At 64.5% G+C, this 19,581-nt stretch carries 19 protein-coding genes; 3 read left to right on the top strand and 16 right to left on the bottom strand.

The genetic code is table 11. From position 1 onward, the window contains the following. Positions 1-93: 93 nt before the first annotated feature. The 10 genes from SOM61_RS09640 to SOM61_RS09595 all read right to left on the bottom strand — a co-directional run bounded on the left by SOM61_RS09640 (position 94) and on the right by SOM61_RS09595 (position 10,797). Complete coding sequence (locus tag SOM61_RS09640) at positions 94-1,383, bottom strand: multidrug effflux MFS transporter (protein WP_320473887.1); 1,290 nt, start codon at positions 1,381-1,383, stop codon at positions 94-96. 12 nt (positions 1,384-1,395) lie between these two features. Then, positions 1,396-2,598, bottom strand: coding sequence for a THUMP domain-containing class I SAM-dependent RNA methyltransferase (locus SOM61_RS09635; RefSeq protein ID WP_414674958.1), 1,203 nt, complete (start codon positions 2,596-2,598; stop codon positions 1,396-1,398). 250 nt (positions 2,599-2,848) lie between these two features. Beyond that, positions 2,849-3,262 (bottom strand): CopD family protein, encoded by a 414-nt coding sequence (locus tag SOM61_RS09630; RefSeq protein ID WP_123069768.1) that lies wholly within the window; start codon positions 3,260-3,262, stop codon positions 2,849-2,851. Between the two features lie 18 nt (positions 3,263-3,280). After that, entirely contained in the window at positions 3,281-4,546 is a 1,266-nt protein-coding gene (locus SOM61_RS09625; RefSeq protein ID WP_320473886.1) for a glutamate-5-semialdehyde dehydrogenase, read from the bottom strand. Between the two features lie 65 nt (positions 4,547-4,611). Next, positions 4,612-5,625, bottom strand: coding sequence for a DNA polymerase III subunit delta (holA, locus tag SOM61_RS09620; RefSeq protein WP_320473885.1), 1,014 nt, complete (start codon positions 5,623-5,625; stop codon positions 4,612-4,614). Between the two features lie 14 nt (positions 5,626-5,639). Beyond that, on the bottom strand, positions 5,640-6,149 hold the full coding sequence (locus SOM61_RS09615) for an LPS-assembly lipoprotein LptE (protein ID WP_208279719.1): 510 nt from the start codon (positions 6,147-6,149) through the stop codon (positions 5,640-5,642). 8 nt (positions 6,150-6,157) lie between these two features. Then, positions 6,158-8,800 carry a leucine--tRNA ligase gene (gene leuS, locus SOM61_RS09610; RefSeq protein ID WP_320473884.1) on the bottom strand — a complete coding sequence of 881 codons (2,643 nt, stop codon included), beginning with the start codon at positions 8,798-8,800 and terminating at the stop codon, positions 6,158-6,160. A 242-nt stretch (positions 8,801-9,042) separates the two neighbouring features. Then, positions 9,043-9,369 carry a barstar family protein gene (locus SOM61_RS09605; protein ID WP_320473883.1) on the bottom strand — a complete coding sequence of 109 codons (327 nt, stop codon included), beginning with the start codon at positions 9,367-9,369 and terminating at the stop codon, positions 9,043-9,045. Positions 9,370-9,371: 2 nt separating this feature from the next. Further along, positions 9,372-10,181 (bottom strand): 4-hydroxy-tetrahydrodipicolinate reductase, encoded by an 810-nt coding sequence (gene dapB, locus SOM61_RS09600; protein WP_320473882.1) that lies wholly within the window; start codon positions 10,179-10,181, stop codon positions 9,372-9,374. Between the two features lie 10 nt (positions 10,182-10,191). Next, a complete protein-coding gene (locus tag SOM61_RS09595; RefSeq protein ID WP_320473881.1) occupies positions 10,192-10,797 on the bottom strand; it encodes an outer membrane protein assembly factor BamE in 606 nt (201 codons plus the stop codon). Between the two features lie 79 nt (positions 10,798-10,876). Between SOM61_RS09595 and fur the strand changes: the two genes are divergently transcribed. Continuing rightward, on the top strand, positions 10,877-11,308 hold the full coding sequence (gene fur / locus SOM61_RS09590; RefSeq protein WP_123071719.1) for a ferric iron uptake transcriptional regulator: 432 nt from the start codon (positions 10,877-10,879) through the stop codon (positions 11,306-11,308). Positions 11,309-11,394: 86 nt separating this feature from the next. On the opposite strand, the gene SOM61_RS09585 is transcribed toward fur, so the two are convergent. The 3 genes from SOM61_RS09585 to SOM61_RS09575 form a co-directional block, all read right to left on the bottom strand. Continuing rightward, positions 11,395-13,602 (bottom strand): TonB-dependent siderophore receptor, encoded by a 2,208-nt coding sequence (locus SOM61_RS09585; protein WP_320473880.1) that lies wholly within the window; start codon positions 13,600-13,602, stop codon positions 11,395-11,397. Positions 13,603-13,753: 151 nt separating this feature from the next. Next, positions 13,754-14,782, bottom strand: a complete 1,029-nt coding sequence (hrcA, locus tag SOM61_RS09580; RefSeq protein ID WP_147935673.1) for a heat-inducible transcriptional repressor HrcA — start codon at positions 14,780-14,782, stop codon at positions 13,754-13,756. Positions 14,783-14,898: 116 nt separating this feature from the next. Next, positions 14,899-15,600: an HAD family hydrolase gene (locus SOM61_RS09575; protein WP_320473879.1), complete on the bottom strand. Its 702-nt coding sequence runs from the start codon at positions 15,598-15,600 to the stop codon at positions 14,899-14,901. 239 nt (positions 15,601-15,839) lie between these two features. Here SOM61_RS09575 and SOM61_RS09570 point away from each other — a divergent pair, with 239 nt between their 5' ends. Both SOM61_RS09570 and SOM61_RS09565 read left to right on the top strand, forming a co-directional pair. Beyond that, positions 15,840-16,424: a hypothetical protein gene (locus SOM61_RS09570; RefSeq protein ID WP_320473878.1), complete on the top strand. Its 585-nt coding sequence runs from the start codon at positions 15,840-15,842 to the stop codon at positions 16,422-16,424. 20 nt (positions 16,425-16,444) lie between these two features. Beyond that, on the top strand, positions 16,445-17,086 hold the full coding sequence (locus tag SOM61_RS09565; RefSeq protein WP_320473877.1) for a hypothetical protein: 642 nt from the start codon (positions 16,445-16,447) through the stop codon (positions 17,084-17,086). A gap of 179 nt (positions 17,087-17,265) precedes the next feature. Here SOM61_RS09565 and SOM61_RS09560 read toward each other — a convergent pair whose 3' ends face one another. From SOM61_RS09560 to pdxA, 3 genes are all read right to left on the bottom strand, one after another. Further along, positions 17,266-17,433 carry a hypothetical protein gene (locus SOM61_RS09560; protein ID WP_320473876.1) on the bottom strand — a complete coding sequence of 56 codons (168 nt, stop codon included), beginning with the start codon at positions 17,431-17,433 and terminating at the stop codon, positions 17,266-17,268. A 241-nt stretch (positions 17,434-17,674) separates the two neighbouring features. Further along, positions 17,675-18,448, bottom strand: coding sequence for a 16S rRNA (adenine(1518)-N(6)/adenine(1519)-N(6))-dimethyltransferase RsmA (gene rsmA, locus SOM61_RS09555; protein ID WP_320473875.1), 774 nt, complete (start codon positions 18,446-18,448; stop codon positions 17,675-17,677). Between the two features lie 10 nt (positions 18,449-18,458). Then, on the bottom strand, positions 18,459-19,577 hold the full coding sequence (pdxA, locus tag SOM61_RS09550) for a 4-hydroxythreonine-4-phosphate dehydrogenase PdxA (RefSeq protein WP_320473874.1): 1,119 nt from the start codon (positions 19,575-19,577) through the stop codon (positions 18,459-18,461). Positions 19,578-19,581 lie beyond the last annotated feature (4 nt).

The following is a 19,581-nucleotide window of genomic DNA, read 5'->3' as shown; positions in this document are numbered from 1 at the left end:
CCCGATTCTGTCTCGATCCTGCCTATTCCTGCTGTTCTCTCGTTCGGACCTGCCGGGCCGCCAGGCGCGGCCCCGGGCCCGATCCCTGGCCGATCACGGAACGTGCTCGCCCCTGGCGCGCAGCTTGCGCCGGTGGCGCCGCGCCGTGTCCCAGAACGCCAGCGAGACCAGCACGAAGAACATCTGGCCGACGGCCAGCGCCAGCACCGAGTGCGACAGCATCGGCGCGACGACGCCGGCCACGATCGCGCCCAGCAGGGTCGAGACGAAGGACTGGCACGAGGCCACGGTGCCGCGGATGTGCGGGAACAGGTCGAGCGCCAGCAGGGTCGCGCCGGGCGCGATCAGCGAGCTGCCGAAGGTGAAGAAGAACATCGGCGCCACCGTCCACGGCAGCGCCGGCGGCAGGAAGGCGTGGTAGGTCACGTTGAAGGTCACCGCGGCGAGCATGAAGAAAAAGCCGATGCGGATCTGGCGCGCGAAGTCCATCCTGCCGGCCAGGCGGTTGGCCATCAGCGAACCGAGGAAGATCCCGCTCACGGTCGGCACGAACAGCCAGGCGAATTGCGACGGTCCCAGGCCCAGGCTCTCGGGCAGCATGACCGGCGCCGCCGCGATGTACAGGAACAGGCCGCCGAAGTTCAGGGCGGTCACGCCGGCCTTCATATGGAACAGGAAGGAACTGAAGATGGCGCCGTAGCTCTTGGCCAGGAAGCGCGGGTTGAACGGCTGGCGCTGGGTGCTCGGGATGGTCTCGGGCAGGTGCTTCCAGCAGAACCAGCCGAGCAGCACGGTGTACAGGCACAGCGCCAGGAAGATCGCGCGCCAGTCGAACCACAGCACGATCCAGCCGCCCACCACCGGCGCGATGGCCGGCGCGATCGAGAAGATCATCGTCACCATCGACAGCAGGCGCGCCGCCGCGGTGTCGGAATACAGGTCGCGGATGATGGCGCGTCCCACCACCACGCCGGCCCCCGCCGACACGCCCTGCATGATGCGGAACACCCACAGGTAGTGCACCGAGGACGCCGAAGCGCAGCCGAAGGTGCCGATCGCGAACACCACCAGCGCCACCAGGATCACGTTGCGGCGCCCGAAGGCGTCCGACAGCGCGCCATGCCACAGCACCATGCCGGCGAACGCCAGCATATAGGCGGTCAGGGTCTGCTGCACCTCGAGCGGGGTCGCCGCCAGCTCGGCCTGGATCTGCGGGAAGGCCGGCAGGTAGGCGTCGATCGAGAACGGCCCCAGCATCGCCAGGGCCGCCAGCAGGGTGGCAAGGCCGCCGGCCGACAGCATCACGATCTTGTGGGGGGGAGGAAGAGGAACCGGGGTGACGGGGTCCTTCGGAAGATCGGGCGGGTCGGTTGGCGGCAGCATCGTCAGTCCAGGTCAGTCCTGCTTTGGTTTTGCTTCTTCGCGACGGTTGAAGCCCGCCACCATGTCGAAGCGGAACAGGCGACATTCGAGCGCGCCGTTGAAGAACGGCGTCTTGCGCGATTCCTTCAGGCGCAGCATCTTGGGCAAACCCAGATCGGCAGTGAACAGGTAGGCGGTCCAGCCGGCGAAGCGCTGCTTGAGCGTGGTGGAAAAGGCCGAGTAGAAGCCCAGCGCCATCTCGTCCTGCGGCACGGTGCTGTCGCCGCGCACGCCGATCCGTTCGCCGTACGGCGGGTTGGTGAGCAGGATGCCGGCCTGTTCGGTCGGCGCCACCACGTGCTGGGCCTCGATCTGCTTGAGCGGCACGTCGAACAGGATGCCGGCCACCTTCAGGTTATGGCGCGTCATGGCGACCATGTCGCCCGAGATGTCCGAGCCGAAGATGGTCGGCTCGGTCGGCAGCGGGTTCGGCTTGATCGCGGCCTTCATGTCGGCCCAGGCCTGGCGGTCGTGGTCGGCGAATTGTTCGAAGGCGAAGCGGCGGCGCGCGCCGGGCGGGATGCCCTGCACCATCTGGGCCGCCTCGACCAGGATCGTGCCCGAGCCGCACATCGGGTCGAACAGCGGCACGCCCGGCTTCCAGCCCGAGACGCGCAGCAGGCCCGCTGCCAGGTTTTCGCGCAGCGGCGCGTCGCCCGTTTCTTCGCGCCAGCCGCGCTTGAACAGCGCTTCGCCCGAGGTGTCGAGGTAGATGATGAAGTTGCGCTGGTCGAGGAAACCGACGATGCGCATGTCCGGCTCGCGGGTGTTGACCGACGGACGCTTGTCATACTGGTCGCGGAAGCGGTCGCAGATCGCATCCTTGATCTTGAGCGTGGTGAATTCGAGGCTCTTGAGCGGCGACTTGACGGCGGTGACGTCCACGCGGATCGTGTGGTCGGGGCCGAACCAGTCTTCCCAGGGCTGCTCGAGCACCAGGTCGTAGATGTCGTTCTCGTTGGAGTAGCTGCGCTGGCCCATGCGCATCAGCACGCGCGAGGCGATACGCGAATGCAGGTTGACCAGCCAGGCGTCCTGCATCGTGCCCGAGCAGTGCACGCCGCCCGGCACCTGGTTGTGCACCTTGAAGGTGGTGGAGAGTTGGGCGATCTCGCCCAGTTCTTCGGCCAGCGCCGCTTCCATGCCGCGCGGGCATGGGCAAAAATATGAGGCCATGAGGGGTACCCTTTGTCCGTTGATGAAACTGTGAAATTAACGCGTCAGCCGTGGTGCGGGATGACCGTTGGAATACTACTTATTGCTACGTACTTCAAAACGTCGTTCCCGCGAAGGCGGGAACCCAAGTCCTATGCGCAGCCATCAACGCGTGCGTAAGTGGCAGCGCAAGCACCTTGGGTCCCCGCCTTCGCGGGGACGACGTTCGCAGGGTGCGGGCCACAAGACCCGCGCGCCATGCGAAGACGACTTAGAACGGCTTGACCGTCGCCAGGATCACGATCACCAGCAGCAGGATCACCGGCACTTCATTGAACCAGCGGAACCACTTGTGGCTGCGCGTGTTCACGCCGCGCTCGAATTTTTTCAGGATCGAACCGCAGGCGTGATGGTAGCCGATCGCCAGGATCACCAGCACCAGCTTGGCGTGCAGCCAGCCGTGCTTCATGCCGATCATCATCGCCAGGTACAGGCCGAGCAGCAGCGCCGGCACCATCAGGATCGTGGTGAAGCGGTACAGGCGGCGCGCCATGCCCAACAGGCGTTCGGTCGCGGCCGGGTTGGTTTCCTGGGCCAGGTTCACGAAGATGCGCGGCAGGTAGAACAGACCGGCGAACCACGAGGCGATGAAGACGATGTGCAGGGCTTTGATCCAGAGGTACATGCGGTTCCTTGTTGTTGATTATTGACGAACTTCGCCGTGCCCGAACACGACGTACTTGAGCGAGGTGAGTCCTTCCAGCCCTACGGGTCCGCGCGCATGCAGCTTGTCGTTCGAGATGCCGATCTCGGCGCCCAGGCCATATTCGAAGCCGTCGGCGAAGCGGGTCGAGGCGTTCACCATTACCGAGGCCGAGTCTACTTCGCGCAGGAAGCGCATGGCGCTCGTGTAGTCCTCGGTGATGATGGCCTCGGTGTGCTTCGACGAATACGCGGTGATATGGTCGATCGCCTCATCCATGTCGGCCACCACCCTGACCGCCAGGATCGGGGCCAGGTATTCGGTAGCCCAGTCTTCTTCGGTGGCGGCAGCAAGATGCGGATAGCCGGCCAGGATCTCGCGCGACTCCGGGTCGGCGCGCAGCTCGACCTCTTGCGTCGCATACAGCGCGGCCAGGCGCGGCAGCACGGTGGGAGCGATCCCGCGCGCGACCAGCAGGGTTTCCATCGTGTTGCAGGTGCCGTAGCGGTGGCATTTGGCGTTGAACGCGACCGCCAGCGCCTTCTCGATATCGGCCTTGTCGTCGATGTAGACGTGGCAGATGCCGTCCAGGTGCTTGATCATCGGCACCGTGCTTTCCTTCATCAGGCGCGCGATCAGGCCCTTGCCGCCGCGCGGGACGATCACGTCCACATACTCCGGCATCGTGATCAGGGCGCCCACCGCCGCGCGGTCGACGGTGTCGACCACCTGCACGGCGTCCTGCGGCAGGCCGGCACCCGCCAGGCCCTCGGCCACGAGCGCCGCCAGCGCGCGGTTGCAGTGGATCGCTTCCGAACCGCCGCGCAGGATGGCGGCGTTGCCGCTCTTGATGCACAGGCCCGCCGCGTCGACCGTCACGTTCGGGCGCGCTTCATAGATGATGCCGATCACGCCCAGCGGCACGCGCATCTGGCCGACCTGGATGCCGCTCGGACGTACCTTCATGTTCGAGATCTCGCCGACCGGGTCGGGCAAGGTGGCGATCTGGCGCAGGCCGGCGACCATGGTGGCGATCGCGCTGTCCGACAGCGCCAGGCGGTCCATCAGGGCCGGGGCCAGGCCGGCCGCCTGCGCCGTTTCCAGGTCCTTCTGGTTGGCATCGCGCAGGCTATCGGCATCGCGCTCGATGGCGGCGGCGATCAGCTCCAGTGCGCGGTTGCGGGTGGCCGTATTGGCGCGCGCCATGGCGCGCGAAGCGGCGCGGGCCTGGCGGCCCAGTTGGTGCATGTGTGCGGTGATGTCCATCGTGTTCCCGTTGCGTTATCGATCAGGCGCGCCGACCGCGATGCACATCCGTATTGAAGGCTGCCTTAGCGAGCCACCTTCAACGCCAGCTGCAACATCGCATCCCACGCATCGCCCGCGAACCTTTTCGCGCGCAAGCCCTTGACCATGCGGTCGACCTGCGCCGCGTCCTGCAGCGCCGCCTCGAGCGTGCCAAGCGACACGCGGCGCAGCGCCGGTTCCATCATCCGCTCGCGCGGTCCCCAGATCCGGTATTCCTTCAGCAGCGCGCCCAGCGGGCGGCCCTGCGACATGCCGGTCTTTAATTTTAGCAGCGTGCGGATTTCTTCGGACACCGCCCACAGCACCAGCGGCAGCGCCTCGCCCTCGCCCTTCAGGCCTTCGAGCATGCGCGCCAGGCGCGCCGGATCGCCGCCCAGCATCGCCTCGGACAGCTTGAACACGTCGTAGCGCGCCACGTTCAGCACCGCGTCGTGCACCTGCTCGAAAGCGAGCTTGCCCGGTTCGTACAGCAGCCCCAGCTTCTGGATTTCCTGGTGTGCCGCCAGCAGGTTGCCCTCGACCCGGTCGGCGATGAAGTCCAGGCTCTGGCGCTCGACGCTCTGGCCCTGGCTCGCCAGCCGCTGGCCGATCCAGCCCGGCAGGTGCGCGCGCTCGACGTTCGGGATGTCGATGTAGACGGCGGTTTGCTGCAGCGCCGTCACCCACGACGACTTGGCGGTCTGCCAGTCCAGCTTCGGCAGCGTGATCAGGGTGAGGTTGTCGGGGCTGAGATCTTTCGCATAGCTCTGCAGCGCCGCGCTGCCGTCCTTGCCCGGTTTGCCGGTCGGGATGCGCAGCTCGATCAGCTTCTTGTCGCCGAACAGCGACAGCGCCTGGTTGGCGGCCAGCAGCTCGCCCCACTTGAAACTGCGCTCGACCGTGAGCACGTCGCGCTCGGTGTATCCTTGCGCGCGCGCCGTCTTGCGGATCCGGTCGGCCGCTTCCAGCGCGAGCAGGTGTTCGTCGCTGGTGATCACGTACAGGGGAGCCAGTCCCTTGCCCAGATGACCTTCGAGTGCCTCGAGCCGCAACTGCATCGTCGCTTACTTCCTCACGCCGGCTTGATCGCGGCCAGGCGACGCAGGATCTGCTGCACCAGGTCGGACTGCATGTCGCGGTACAGCAGCGCTTCTTCCGATTCCTTGGCCAGCACCTGCGATTCGTCGAAGGCGATGTTGCGGCGCAGGGTGATCTCGGTGGGCGCCAGCAACTGGCGGTTGTTGGCGTCGCGCACCTGGAACACCAGGGTGTAGCTGAGCGAGTACTCGCGCACACGGCCCAGGCTGTTGAGCGACAGGATGGACTTGCCGCGCGTTTCGCTGATCACGTCGAACAGGGCCTGGGCCTTCGAGGCGTCGGTCTCGATGCGCACGGTGTCGCCCGCGCGCAGATTGCGCTTGAGCTCCGTGCCCAGCGGCGAGGCTTCGTTGAACGACAGCCAGATGCTCTGGAACGGCAGGTTGTACTGGCCGTCGCTGCCGCGCAGCTGGAAGCCGCAGCCGGCCAGCACGCCTGCCATCAAGAGCGCCGCCAGCGCACGCACCAGGGTCTTGTTCGACATATTGATCCTTACACCACGATGTTGACGAGTTTGCCCGGCACCACGATGACCTTCTTCGGCGTGCCTTCGATGAACTTCTGCACCGCCTCGGAAGCCAGCGCGGCGGCTTCGATGGCGGCCTTGTCGGCCTCCTTCGCCACCTTGACCGAACCGCGCAGCTTGCCGTTCACCTGGATCATCATCTCGATCTCGGACTGCTCCAGCGCGGCCGGGTCGACCTGCGGCCAGGCGGCGTTCAGGATGTCGCCATGGGCGCCGGCAAAGCCCAGCTCCTGCCACAGCGCGTGGGTGATGTGCGGCGCGACCGGGTTCAAGAGGCGCAGGAAGATCGAGAAGCCTTCGGCAACGATCGCGTTCGAGGCCGCCGACTCGTCCAGCTTGGCCGACTCCAGCGTGTTGAGCATCTTCATGCAGGCCGAGACCACGGTGTTGTACTGGATGCGCTTGAGGTCGTAGTCGGCCTGCTGCAGCACCTTGTGCACTTCGCGGCGCAGGGTCTTCTGGTCGTCGTTCAGCGTGCCTTGCGCTTCACCATTGAACGATGCCGCGATACGTTCGCGCTGCGCGTAGCCGAAGGCCCACACGCGGCGCAGGAAGCGGCTGGCGCCTTCGACGCCGCTGTTCGACCATTCCAGCGTCTGTTCCGGCGGCGAGGCGAACATCGTGAACAGGCGCGCGGTGTCGGCGCCGTACTGCTCGATCTGGGCTTGCGGGTCGATGCCGTTGTTCTTCGACTTCGACATCTTCTCGGTGCCGCCGATTTCCACCGGCTGGCCGTCGGCGCGCAGGATTGCGCTCTGAGGACGGCCCTTGTCGTCGAAGGTCAGATCGACGTCGGCCGGGTTGAACCAGGTCTTCTTGCCCGACGCGTCTTCGCGGTAGTAGGTCTCGTTGAGCACCATGCCTTGCGTGAGCAGGTTGACGAAGGGCTCGTCGAACTTCACCAGGCCGAAGTCGCGCATCACCTTGGTCCAGAAGCGTGCGTACAGCAGGTGCATGACGGCGTGCTCGATGCCGCCGATGTACTGGTCCATCGGCATCCAGTAATCGTTGCGGGCGTCGACCATCGCCTCGTTCGAACCCGGCGAGGTATAGCGCATGTAGTACCACGACGAATCGATGAAGGTGTCCATCGTGTCGGTCTCGCGGCGCGCCGGCTTGCCGCATTGCGGGCAGTCGCATGTCAAGAACGCTTCGTCCTTGTTCAGCGGGTTGCCGGTGCCGTCCGGGACCAGGTGCTCGGGCAGCACGACCGGCAGATCGGCTTCCGGCACCGGCACGATGCCGCATTCGCCGCAGTGGATCATCGGCACCGGGGTGCCCCAGTAGCGCTGGCGCGAGATGCCCCAGTCGCGCAGGCGGAAGGTGGTTTTCTTCTCGCCCAGGCCTTGTTCGGCCAGTTCACCGGCGACCGCGTTCACGGCCGAGGTGTAATCGAGGCCGTCGTACTTGCCCGAATTGATGGTGCGGCCGTTTTCCTTGTCGCCGTACCACTCCTGCCAGGCGTCGAGCGAGAATTCCTGGCCTTCGACCGCCACCACCTGCTTGATCGGCAGATTGTATTTTTTCGCGAAGCCGAAGTCGCGCTCGTCGTGCGCCGGCACGCCCATCACGGCGCCGTCGCCATAGGTGATCAGGACGTAGTTGCCGACCCAGACCGGAATCTGTTCTTGCGTGACCGGATGGGTGACGAACAGGCCGGTCGGCATGCCCTTCTTCTCCATGGTCGCCATATCGGCTTCGATCACCGAACCCATCTTGCACTCGGCGATGAATTCCTGCAGGGCCGGGTTGTTGCGGGCCGCGTGCTGGGCCAGCGCGTGTTCCGGCGCCACGGCGCAGAAGGTCACGCCCATGATCGTATCGGCACGGGTGGTGAACACGTACAGCTTGCCGTCATTGATCGCGTCGCCGCTGTCGTCCGTGACGCTGTGCGGGAAGGCGAAGCGCACGCCGGTCGACTTGCCGATCCAGTTGGCCTGCATGGTGCGCACGCGCTCCGGCCAGCCCGGCAGCTTGTTGTCGACGTGGTCGAGCAGCTCATCGGCGTAGTCGGTGATGCGCACGTAGTACATCGGGATCTCGCGCTTCTCGATCAGCGCGCCCGAACGCCAGCCGCGGCCGTCCACGACCTGTTCGTTGGCCAGCACGGTCTGGTCGACCGGGTCCCAGTTCACGGTGCCGGTCTTCTGGTAGATGATGCCCTTCTCGAGCATCTTGAGGAACATCCACTGGTTCCACTTGTAGTAATCCGGCTTGCACGCGGTCATCTCGCGCGACCAGTCGATCGCCAGGCCCATCGATTCCATCTGGCCACGCATGTGGGCGATGTTCGAATACGTCCATTCGGCCGGCGGCACGTTATTGGCCATCGCCGCGTTTTCGGCCGGCATGCCGAACGCGTCCCAGCCCATCGGCATCAGGACGTTATAGCCGTTCATCCGCAGGTAGCGGTACATCACGTCGTTGATCGTATAGTTGCGCACGTGACCCATGTGCAGCTTGCCCGATGGGTAAGGCAGCATCGAGCAGGCGTAATACTTGCCTTTAGGGAAACGCGGGTCGTTTTCGACGGCCTTATAGGCCTCGATCGACTTCCAGTAGGCCTGGGCGGCCTGTTCTACTTCGGCTGGACTATATTTTTCTTGCATGATTTCTGCAGACGTAAGGTGGGATGTGGAACCGGTCATTATAACCCGTTCAATTTTGCACTGCGGCGTAAGCGCAGTGCAGGGGGGAAAGGAACTACATTGGCGATGCGGATGACTTGGGCCCTCGCCTTCGCGAGGGCGACGTGCGAGCGCCGCCGGCAAATATCCATATTGCCACTAACCTTGAGACCGTCGCTCCCGCAAAGGCGGGAACCCAAGCTTGCATGAGCAGCCAAATAGCCTCAGCGCAGCACCAGCTCCAGCGCCGGCTTTTCGCCGTAATCCTCATAGCGCTCGTTGATGCCGCCGACGCAATAGCTCAGCTCTTCGAGCAGCTCCGGCGCCGTCGCCTTCATCTTGTCGGCCTCGAGGATGACGATTTCCAGCACCTCATCCGCTTTCAGGCGGAACTTGGTCATGTTCTCGTCGTCGCGCAGATAGCTCATGCAGTCGACCCAGGCATCGATGCTGTCTGCATACGAGGCCGGGAAACCGAAGGCCTCGCGGCTCTGCTGGTGAAACGATGCCTCATCGACAATGACGGCGCCGTTCAGTTCTGCCACCGCCATGATCACCCCTTCAGGCCCAGCACGTCCTGCATGTCGAACAGGCCGTTGGCCTTGTCCGCCAGGAAGCGCGCCGCGCGCAGCGAGCCGTGGGCATAGGTCACGCGGCTGCTCGACTTGTGGCTGATCTCGATGCGCTCGCCGGTGCCGAGGAACATCACGGTATGGTCGCCCACCACGTCGCCGCCGCGCACGGTGGCGAAACCGATGGTCGACGGATCGCGCTCGCCGGTGACGCCTTCGCGGCCATAGATGGCGCATTCCTTCAGGTCGCGGCCGATGGCGTCGGCGATCACTTCGCCCATCCTGAGCGCGGTGCCGGACGGCGCATCGACCTTGTGGCGGTGGTGCGCCTCGACGATCTCGATGTCGTAGCCTTCCGAAAAGCTCCTGGCGGCCATTTCGAGCAGCTTGAGCGTCACATTCACGCCCACGCTCATATTCGGGGCGAACACGATGCCGATTTTTTCAGCAGCGGCGAGGATCGCGGCCTTGCCGGCCTCGTCGAAGCCGGTGGTGCCGATCACCATCTGCTTGCCGTTGGCGGCGCAGTATTCCAGGTGCTGCAGGGTGCCCTCGGGGCGGGTGAAGTCGATCAGCACGTCGGCATTGTGCAAGCCGTGCTTGAGGCTATCCTCGATCATCACGCCGGTCAGGAAGCCGGCGAAGGCGCCCGCGTCCTGGCCGATGAAAGGCGAACCCGGCAAGTCGAGCGCGCCGGCCAGGCGCGCATCGGGGGCGTACTGGATGGCTTCGATCAGCATGCGGCCCATGCGGCCGCTGGCGCCGGCGACGGCGATATTCAACATCGTCATGCTCGCCTCCTTATTGCTGCGTTGCAGGCGCATTGACCTTGGCCGGCTCCACCGGGCGCCGCTCGGGATGGTCCTTGCTGCCCTTCGACGGACCGGCGATGCGGTCGATGTACTCGCGCTCGCTCGGCAGGTTGCCGCCTTCGAAACGCTCGACCACGTCGTCCTTGAAGAACACGGTCACGCGGCTGGTGGTCAGCTCGCCATTACCGCGCGCCAGGTAGAACGGGTAATCCCAGCGGTCGCCGTGGAAGGCATCCATCAGCAGCGGCGAACCGAGCAGGAAGCGCACCTGGTCGCGGGTCTGGCCGGCCTTGAGCTGGTTGAGCATCTCTTGCGAGACGAAGTTGCCCTGCTGGATGTCTGGACGGTAAGGCGAGAAGATCCACAGGAAGCGCTGCAGGCGCGAGGCCTGGACGGTCTGGGCGCCGGCATTGGCGATGGCGGCCGACTTTTCCGCGTCGGACGCACTGGCGGCCGCATCCGTTGCCACCGGCGGCGCCGGACGCGTCTGGTTGCGCCAGGATGCGCAGCCGGACAGCGTCAAGGTGCAGGCGAGACCCGCCGCCAGAGCCGCTTTGGCGGAGAATCGATGGAATACGGCTTGTTTGACAGGCATAGTTAACCTCAATACGTTCGAGCGGGAGCTTCCAAAACGCTATATCATAAAGCACTCCGCCAATATTCGAGTGACAAACATGAGTAACAACCCGACTGACCTGAAGGCGAGCGGCCTCAAGGCCACGCTGCCACGACTGAAAATCCTGGAAATCTTCCAGAACAGCTCCGTACGGCATCTGACGGCGGAAGATGTTTACAAGATCCTTCTTGCTGACAATATGGACGTTGGTCTCGCGACCGTGTACCGCGTATTGACCCAGTTCGAGCAGGCTGGCCTGCTCAACCGCAACCATTTCGAGACCGGCAAAGCCATTTATGAGCTCAACGCCGGTTCCCACCACGACCACCTGGTGTGCGTCACCTGCGGCCGCGTCGAAGAGTTCTATGACGACGAGATCGAAAAGCGCCAGCAGATGATTGCCGAACAACACGGCTTCACGATCGTCGAGCATGCGCTGGCGATCTATGGCAGCTGCCCGCAGTGCCGGGGCATCGGCAAGCCGGAGTAATCTTGCAGCCGGCACGGCCGGTGTAAAAGCAAGTAAAAAGGGCGCATGGGAATCATCCCATGCGCCCTTTCTCTATTTAAGCGTCGTCAGAACGAGGCGGTCAGGTTCACGAACAACGCGCGGCCCGGTTCGTTGTACGACTCGGCGCCCGTGCTGCCATTGGTGCTGCGCCGGAACAGGCGTTCGTCGAACAGGTTGTTGATGCCGGTGCGCAGGTACAGCTTCGGCGTGAAGGCATAGCCGACGTTGGCGCCCACCACGGCATACGGCGCCAGCGTGTTGAGCGCCTCGCCGCTGGCCTGGCCGCCGGTGCCGGTCAGGCGCCGCGGTTCCTGCTTGCCGTAATAGGACACCGTCAACAGCGTCGTCAACCTGGCATTGACCTTCCAGTCCAGGGTCGAGTTCAGCGTGTATTCGGGAATGACCGACAGCGGCTCGCCATCCGTCTTGTTCTCGTTCTCGATCATATAGGTCAGGTTGTTGGTCAGCTTCAGGCGCGGACCGAACGGGATCGTCAGGTTGCCCTCGACGCCCTGCACCACCGCCTTCGGCGAATTCTCCCACTGGAACAGGCGGCCATTGGCCGAGGTGTTGCCGAGCAGGTGATCCATGCCGCCGGTGATCTTGTTCTTGTAGTCGTTGTGGAAGTAGGCCAGGCTGGCCTCGTGGCCCCGGTCCTTCCAGGCGATGCCGATTTCCTTGTTGACCGAGGTCTCCGGCGCCAGGTTGTCGTTGCCGCGCACATAGCAGCCGCCACCCAGGTTCGGGTTGTTGACCGGGCAGCCGTTGCCGCGCGTGTAGTACAGGTAGTTCGGATTCGACTGGTACAGGTTCGGCGCCTTGAAGGCGCGCGCTATGCCGCCGCGCAAGGTCAAGGTTGGACCCAAGGCATATGAGGCATTCAGGCTCGGGCTCCAGTTGGTGCCGAACTGGCTGTGCTTGTCGAAGCGCAGGCCCGGGGTCAGGGTGAATGCGGTATTCACGCCGATATTGTCTTCAACATAGACGGCATAGGTTTCGGCGCTCGACCGGCCATCGCGTTCGCCAGCCGGCATGCCGGGAATCGCGGTGGCGGCCTGCGTCATCGAATACGGATCGTTGAGCTTTTCCTTGCGCGCCTCGAAGCCGGCGGTGAGCATCTGCGCCACCCCGCCGAAGTTGAGCGGCGTATGGATCTCGCCGTTGGCGCCGTAGGTTTCCAGCTCCGACGTCGAGCGCTTGGCCGGATCGCTGATGCTGCCTTCCGGTCCGCCCGCCAGGCCTTCGTTCATGCGCGTATTGTCGGTGCCTTCATAGGTCAGCCACAGGCGCGAGGTGGTCGCGCCCCACTTGCCGCGGTGGGTCAGCGCGGCGCTGCGGCGCAGCATGACGTTGGTTTCGGCAGCGGCATTGGCCAGCTCGCCCAGGATCGGGAAGCCGGCCGCATTCACGGCCCGGTCGCCAGCATAGATATTGCCCTGGCGGCTGAAGTTGGATTCGAACTCAAGCACCTGGTCGGGCATGAAGTCCCAGCGCAGCAGGCCGCCGATGTCGCGGTTGCGCACGCCCTCGCGTCCGGCCGGCGGGATCGCGCCGTTGGCGCTGTTGTCCGGCGTGGCGTTCAGCGCCAGCGCGTCGGCGTCGGTCTTGTTGACGTTGCCGAACACGCGGAACGACACCTTGCCGGCCAGCGGACCGGACAGGTTGAAGCCGAGCCGCTTGCTGTCGCCCTCCTCGCTGTGCTCCGGCGCCAGTGCATAGGCGGTGACCGAACCGGTGAGATAGTCGCCCGGCGCCTTGGTGATAATGTTGATCACGCCGCCGGCGGCGCCGGAACCGTAGCGCGCCGCCGCCGGGCCGCGCAGCACCTCGATGCGCTCGACCGCCTCGGCCGGCACCCAGTTGGTGTCGCCGCGCGTGTTGCGCTCGCCGCTGCGGCCCATGCGCACCGAGTTGCGCGAGCTGACCGGCTTGCCATCGACCAGGATCAGGGTGTTTTCCGGGCCCATGCCGCGCAGGTCGATCTGGCGGTTGTTGCCGTATTGGCCGCTGGCGCTGTTGCCGGTCAGGTTGACGCCCGGCATGGTGCGGATCAGCTCGGCCAGGTCATTGGCTGGCGGACGCGCTTCGATATCTTCCGAGGTGATGACCGAGACGCCGATCGCCTGCTTCAGTTCCTGCTCGGCGGTGCCGACGATGTGCACCTGCTGCATCGGCGCGTTGCCGGGGGTCTGCTGGGCCATGGCCGGCAGCCCGACCAGCGCCAGTCCGATTGCCGCGGCCAGCGGCGTCATGCGTATTGCTGTCAGTTTCATCCCTCTTGTTCCTGTTATTTGACTGTTCTGTGGGCAAGCCGGAATGCTCCGGCTCAATGCAATTGAGAATCATACTCATTTGCATTTCAAAAACTATGTCAAATTGTGGCGAGAGGGTTGCCAGCCTTGCACTGGCTTAAGTTTTTGCGATTCAGGAGTGGCTGAGGGCGTTCGACAGCAGCTTGGCCGTGATGTCGACGATCGGGATCACTCTTTCATAGGCCATCCGCGTCGGGCCGATCACGCCCAGGGTGCCGACGATGCGGCCATCGACCGCATACGGCGCCGTCACCACGCTCATCTCGTCCATCGGCACCAGCTTCGATTCGCCGCCGATGAAGATCTGCACGCCGCCGGCCTTGCTCGAGACGTCGAGCAATTGCATGAGGCCCGTTTTTTGCTCGAACATCTCGAACATCTGGCGCAGCGAGCTCATGTTGGACGACAGGTCGGACACCGACAGCAGGTTGCGCTCGCCGGAGATGACCATATCGTCGCCCTCGGCCATCGCCTCGCTGCCGGCCTCGACCGCCGCCTGCATCAGGCGGCCCATATCGTCGCGCAATTGCTGCAGCTCGCCGCTCAGGCGCTTGCGCACCGCGTCGAAGGACAGGCCGGCGAAGTTCTGGTTCAGGTAGTTGGCCGACTGGGTCAGTTGCGACGGAGAGTAATCCTGATCGAGCAGCAGCAGCCGGTTCTGGACGTCGCCGCGCGGATCGACGATCACGAGCAGGATGCGCTTTTCGCCCAGGCGCAGGAATTCGATCTGCTGGAACACCGACTCGCGGCGCGGGCTCTGCACCACGCCGGCGAATTGCGACAGCGAGGACAGCATCTGCGCCGCGTTGGCGATCAGTTTCTGCGGTTGCAGGTTGGACAAGGGCTGCGGCAAACGCATGCGCTCGGCATCGACCGTCTTGTCGTCGATCGGCCCCACCGTCAGCAGGGTGTCGACGAACACGCGGTAGCCGCGCGGGGTCGGGATGCGGCCGGCCGAGGTGTGCGGGCTGGCGACGAAGCCCATCTCCTCGAGGTCGGCCATGACGTTGCGGATGGTGGCTGGCGACAACTCCAGGCCTGGCAGCTTGGACAGCGCGCGCGAGCCTACCGGCTGGCCGTCGGCGATATAGCGCTCGACGAGGGCTTTGAGCAGGGTGTGGGCGCGTTGGTCGAGTTGCATGATTCCAGGAAACGTTCGATGCTCGTATTAAGTGTGTGCATTATAGGCAGGTTGAGACGTGGCACGGGCAGCGCAAGGCTTGCTGTGACGCATGTCCAACGCTCTAGCCCGCGTCTTTACAGCGATTCAAGCCAATCGAGCAGTGCGTCGAGGCTGGCCACTTCGACGTCGGGCCGGACTTCATGGGCCAGTTCGTTGACCTTGCCGGTCCGGTTCATCCAGGCCGCGCGCAGGCCGGCGCTCTGGGCGCCCTGGACGTCCAGCAACAGGTCGTCGCCCACGTACAGGGTCTCGTTCGGCTCGACGCCGAGCGCGGCGCAGCCGGCAAGAAAGATGCCGGGGTCGGGCTTGGCGCGGCCGAACTCGCGCGCCGCCACCGAGGCCTGGAAATGATGGGCCAGGCCGATGGTCTGCAGGTCGGCCACGCCGTTGGTGACCGAGCCGACCAGCGCATGGCGCTTCAGGCGCGCAAGGCCCGGCACGACATCCTTATAGGGCGTCACGGCATTGCGGGCGGCAAAGAACACCGTCATCGCCAGTTCGGCCTTGCCGGGATCCTCGCCCACCTGTTCGAAGGCGGCGACCAGGCCGGCATGGCGCAGCGCGCCCAGGTCGATCCCGAACTCGGGGCGCGCGGCCAGGAGTTCCAGGCGCGCCGCCCGCAGGCTGTCGATCGTGAAGCGTTCGGCCACCCGCGGCGCGTGCTCGCCGAGCCAGGCATACAACAGTTTTTCGGCTTCCAGGATCACGGGCGCGATCGGCCACAGGGTATCGTCGAGGTCGAACAGGACGGCTTTCGGCCAGGGTTGGCGGGTCATCGGCTTCCAGACTAGGGGGAAAAGGTGCGTCCCAAGCATAGCGATGCGCCAGTCCGAATGCAATGCGCACGCCGCCTGCACTCTGGAATATTGCCTTTGTTGAATTATGGTTACACCAAGATACAAAACCAAATACGCCCGAAATGGACCAGCTGCTTGCCAAATGGACTAAAATGTTGAGCGATTTTTCTATTCTCACCGCGCAGCTGCGCTTTCCCGCTAGATTTTTTGGAGATGTTATGAAGAGTTCCTACCTGCGTGCCGGCGCGGCGCTGGCCTGCGCGGTCGCACTGTCTGCCTGCGGCGGAAGCGATGGCCAGCTGGAGCTGGGCGGCACGTTCGAAGGTGTGACCAAGCCTGGCCTGGTCGTGACCAGCGGCGGCCAGGAGAAGGCAATCACGCCGCCGGCCAATGGTTCCGGCCAGGGGCGATGGGCGTTCGATAACCTGATCTCGACCGACGACCGCTATAGCGTCGATTTCAAGTCCAAGCCGTCGAACGTCAAGGATTGCAAGATCGCCAATCCGAGCGGCCGTGCGGGCTACCACGTCTACACCGTCTACATCACGTGTGAGCTCAACCGCCATGCGCTGTCCGGCAGCGTCAGCAACCTGAAGGGCAGTCTGGTCCTGGTCAACGGCGCCGACCGGGTGACCGTGCAGGCTGGCGCCACCGCGTTCAAGATGGCCGACGTCGCTGAAGATTCGCCGTACGGCGTCGCGGTCCTGGAACAACCAGCCGGCCAGACCTGCACCGTCAGCAATGGCAGCGGCACCATTGGCCCGGCCCCCGTCACCAATGTGGCGGTTACCTGCACCCCTTAATTTTCCCTGGAGCGTTACGCATGAAGTCTTCCCTGATCCGTCCGGCGCTCGCGCTGGCGCTGGCCGCGGGCCTGGCCGGCTGTGGCGGCAGCGACAAAGCCGAGTTCGTCGTCAAAGGCACGATCACCGGCATCGTTTATCCGGGCGCCGTCCTGACTACCAATGGCATGGAAATCGCCATTGCGCCGCCAGCCACCCCTCGTGCGACGGTCAGTTTCTCATTCCCGAACACGCTCGAGTACGGCGATGTTTACGATGTGGCGTTCAAAAGTTTCCCGGCCAATCAGAAATGCGACACACCGCAAGGGTCGTTTGATAATCGGAGAGATACCGCCGGTCGCCTGGCGGAGATCAACATCACCTTCGCATGCGCGGTCGATATCTATACGATCGGCGGTACGGTGAGCGGCCTGACCGCCGACGGCCTGGTGCTGGCCAATGGCAGTACCGGGGGTACTTTCTCGATCGCCAAACCGGCCGCAGGAGTCACGACGCCGATCAGCTACGTCTTCGCCGGGGCGGTTGAATACGATCAGACCTATGGCGTGACCGTCCTCACCCAGCCGACCGGTCAGGTTTGCACCGTCGCGAATGCCACCGGCACCATGAAGGCTGCAAACGTCACCAATATCAACGTCACCTGCGAGGCCGCACGGAGCTGATCAGATATACACAATTCTTATGTCGAGTATTTGAAAGGAAAATTGGATTTATATGCTGTCACGCAGCATAATAACTCCTGTCTCCTCCAACTCTCCTCAGAAAAGAATTGGATTTCAGCCCGCTCCTCTGGAGTGGGCTTTTTTTTGCCCGCGGGGTTCATCGAAACAGTTCCAGGCGCTCAGCGGGCGGCGCTGACCTTCACGACGGCGATCTTTTCCATGCCGACCGACACCTGCGACTGGTAAGCCTCCGCCGAGCGCGCATTGGCGGCGACGGCGTAGCTGCTGAAGCCGGCGAGGATGGCGGCGGCGATGAAGATGGCTTCCATGTGCTTGAGGACGTTCATGATGTGCTCCCTGTTGGTCGGTTGAGGCGCCGGATCGGCTGTCCATGTGAGCACTATAAGAAATTGGCCTGCAGCCCTCCAGCGGCATGCGACAGACTGCGTAAATGGGCGACCGAGCCCCCGAAAATACGTGATAACCCGTATGCTGCGGCGCAGCAGGATATGTCCGGACGAAAAAAAGCGCCGGCGGGCGGCGCTGATGGTGTTGAACGCGTGTACGGCGAAGCCGTACACCCTACGCTCAAGATACGGGTAAATTGGCCAGCGCCACGTACTGCTCCAGGCTGACCGCTTCCGGACGCACGCCCGGATCGATGCCGGCCTCGACGAGCTGTGCTTCGGTGAACATGCCGGCCACGCAGTTGCGGATGACCTTGCGCCGCTGCGAGAAGGCCTTGGCCACCACCGCCTCCAGGCGCTTGCCGTCGCATGCCAGCCGGCGGCGGGTAGGCACCATGCGCACGATGGCCGACTCGACTTGCGGCGGCGGATCGAAGGCGGTCGGCGGCACGATGAACAGCATGGCCATGTCGTAGCGCCACTGCAACATCACCGACAGGCGGCTGTAGGCCTTGGTGCCAGGCTCGGCCACCATGCGCTCGACCACCTCCTTCTGCAACATGAAATGCTGGTCTTCGACCAGCTCGGTGAATTCGGCCAGGTGGAATAGCAGCGGACTGGAAATGTTGTACGGCAGGTTGCCGACCACGCGCAGCTTTTGCCCTTCCGGCACCGGAATCGACCCGAAATCGAATTTGAGCGCATCGCCCGAATGCACGGTGAGGCGCTCGCGCGGATAGGCTTTTTCGAGGCGCGCCACCAGGTCGCGGTCCAGCTCGACGACGTGCATGTGGTCGAGCGACTTGAGCAGCAGCGCCGTCATCGCCGCCAGGCCCGGGCCGATCTCGACCATTGCCTGGCCGCTTTGCGGCCCGATGGCGTCGATAATATCGGTAAGGACCTGCTTGTCGGTCAGGAAGTTCTGGCCGAAGCGCTTGCGTGCGACGTGTTTCATGCTTGCTTTCTTAATTATTCGTGGTGGCGGCTGCGCGGCGCGCGGCCACCATGTGCATGGCGGCGCGGATCGCCTCTTCCATGCTGCCGCAATCGGCCAGGCCCAGGCCCTGGGCCGCCAGGTCGAGAGCCGTGCCGTGGTCGACCGAAGTGCGGATCAGGGGCAGGCCCAGGGTGACGTTGATGCCGCGTCCGAAGGTCGCGTGCTTGAGCACCGGCAAACCCTGGTCGTGGTACATCGCCAGCACGCAATCGGCATCCTGCAGGTATTTGGGCTGGAACAGGGTGTCGGCCGGATAGGGGCCTCGCGCATCGATGCCACGGCTTTTCGCAGCGTCGAGCACCGGCGTGATGACGTCGATCTCTTCGCGGCCCAGGTAACCGTTCTCGCCAGCGTGCGGATTCAGGCCGGTGACCAGGATCACGGGCGCCGCGATGCCGAATTTATCGCGCAGGTCGGCGTGCAGGATGTCCAGTACCTGGGTCAGGTTGTCGCGCGTGAGCGCGCCCGGCACGTCCTTCAAGGGCAGATGGGTGGTGGCCAGGGCGACGCGCAGGTAGGGCTGGTCGCCGCCTGGCGATCCGGCCAGCATCATCACCACCTTGGCCGTGCCGGTCTTCTCGGCCAGGTATTCGGTGTGCCCTGAAAACGCGATGCCGGCGTCGTTGATCGTACTTTTTTGCAGCGGCGCGGTGACGATGGCGTCAAACCAGCCGCAGCCGCACCCTTCGATCGCCAGGTCCAGCGTGGCCAGCACGGCAAGACCATTGTCGGGATCGAGCTGGCCCGGCACCACGTGCGCGGCCAGCGGCACGTCGATCACCGCCAGGCGCTGGGCGCCGAAATGCGGCAGGCCGCCATTGCGCAGCGCCTGGGTCGACAACGCCGACAGGCGGATGGCGGGATCGATCAGGCTGGCGGTGAGCGCCAGGAAGGCGGCGTCGCCGACCAGTACGCAATTGGCCTGCTCGCGCAGGGCCCAGGCGGCGCGGATCGCGATCTCGGGGCCGATGCCGGCGGGCTCGCCGACGGTGATCGCCAAGGTTGGACGAGATGCGGGGCGAGATGCGGACCCCGATGCCGCCGACTGCGGCGCCAACGGGCGCCCAAGCGCCTGTGGCGCCGCCATGGTG

Origin of the sequence: Massilia sp. CFBP9012 (genome assembly GCF_034045115.1) — a bacterium.
Lineage (GTDB): Bacteria > Pseudomonadota > Gammaproteobacteria > Burkholderiales > Burkholderiaceae_D > Telluria.
The sequence above is the reverse complement of the archived record's forward strand: the minus strand, read 5'-3'. Positions and strand labels throughout refer to the sequence as shown.

Excerpts from the sequence above, each read along its gene's own strand:
- SOM61_RS09640 (WP_320473887.1), bottom strand. The coding sequence starts at position 1,383 with ATGCTGCCGCCAACCGACCCGCCCGATCTTCCGAAGGACCCCGTCACC.
- SOM61_RS09635 (WP_414674958.1), bottom strand. The coding sequence starts at position 2,598 with ATGGCCTCATATTTTTGCCCATGCCCGCGCGGCATGGAAGCGGCGCTG.
- SOM61_RS09630 (WP_123069768.1), bottom strand. The coding sequence starts at position 3,262 with ATGTACCTCTGGATCAAAGCCCTGCACATCGTCTTCATCGCCTCGTGG.
- SOM61_RS09625 (WP_320473886.1), bottom strand. The coding sequence starts at position 4,546 with ATGGACATCACCGCACACATGCACCAACTGGGCCGCCAGGCCCGCGCC.
- holA (WP_320473885.1), bottom strand. The coding sequence starts at position 5,625 with ATGCAGTTGCGGCTCGAGGCACTCGAAGGTCATCTGGGCAAGGGACTG.
- SOM61_RS09615 (WP_208279719.1), bottom strand. The coding sequence starts at position 6,149 with ATGTCGAACAAGACCCTGGTGCGTGCGCTGGCGGCGCTCTTGATGGCA.
- leuS (WP_320473884.1), bottom strand. The coding sequence starts at position 8,800 with ATGCAAGAAAAATATAGTCCAGCCGAAGTAGAACAGGCCGCCCAGGCC.
- SOM61_RS09605 (WP_320473883.1), bottom strand. The coding sequence starts at position 9,369 with ATGGCGGTGGCAGAACTGAACGGCGCCGTCATTGTCGATGAGGCATCG.
- dapB (WP_320473882.1), bottom strand. The coding sequence starts at position 10,181 with ATGACGATGTTGAATATCGCCGTCGCCGGCGCCAGCGGCCGCATGGGC.
- SOM61_RS09595 (WP_320473881.1), bottom strand. The coding sequence starts at position 10,797 with ATGCCTGTCAAACAAGCCGTATTCCATCGATTCTCCGCCAAAGCGGCT.
- fur (WP_123071719.1), top strand. The coding sequence starts at position 10,877 with ATGAGTAACAACCCGACTGACCTGAAGGCGAGCGGCCTCAAGGCCACG.
- SOM61_RS09585 (WP_320473880.1), bottom strand. The coding sequence starts at position 13,602 with ATGAAACTGACAGCAATACGCATGACGCCGCTGGCCGCGGCAATCGGA.
- hrcA (WP_147935673.1), bottom strand. The coding sequence starts at position 14,782 with ATGCAACTCGACCAACGCGCCCACACCCTGCTCAAAGCCCTCGTCGAG.
- SOM61_RS09575 (WP_320473879.1), bottom strand. The coding sequence starts at position 15,600 with ATGACCCGCCAACCCTGGCCGAAAGCCGTCCTGTTCGACCTCGACGAT.
- SOM61_RS09570 (WP_320473878.1), top strand. The coding sequence starts at position 15,840 with ATGAAGAGTTCCTACCTGCGTGCCGGCGCGGCGCTGGCCTGCGCGGTC.
- SOM61_RS09565 (WP_320473877.1), top strand. The coding sequence starts at position 16,445 with ATGAAGTCTTCCCTGATCCGTCCGGCGCTCGCGCTGGCGCTGGCCGCG.
- SOM61_RS09560 (WP_320473876.1), bottom strand. The coding sequence starts at position 17,433 with ATGAACGTCCTCAAGCACATGGAAGCCATCTTCATCGCCGCCGCCATC.
- rsmA (WP_320473875.1), bottom strand. The coding sequence starts at position 18,448 with ATGAAACACGTCGCACGCAAGCGCTTCGGCCAGAACTTCCTGACCGAC.
- pdxA (WP_320473874.1), bottom strand. The coding sequence starts at position 19,577 with ATGGCGGCGCCACAGGCGCTTGGGCGCCCGTTGGCGCCGCAGTCGGCG.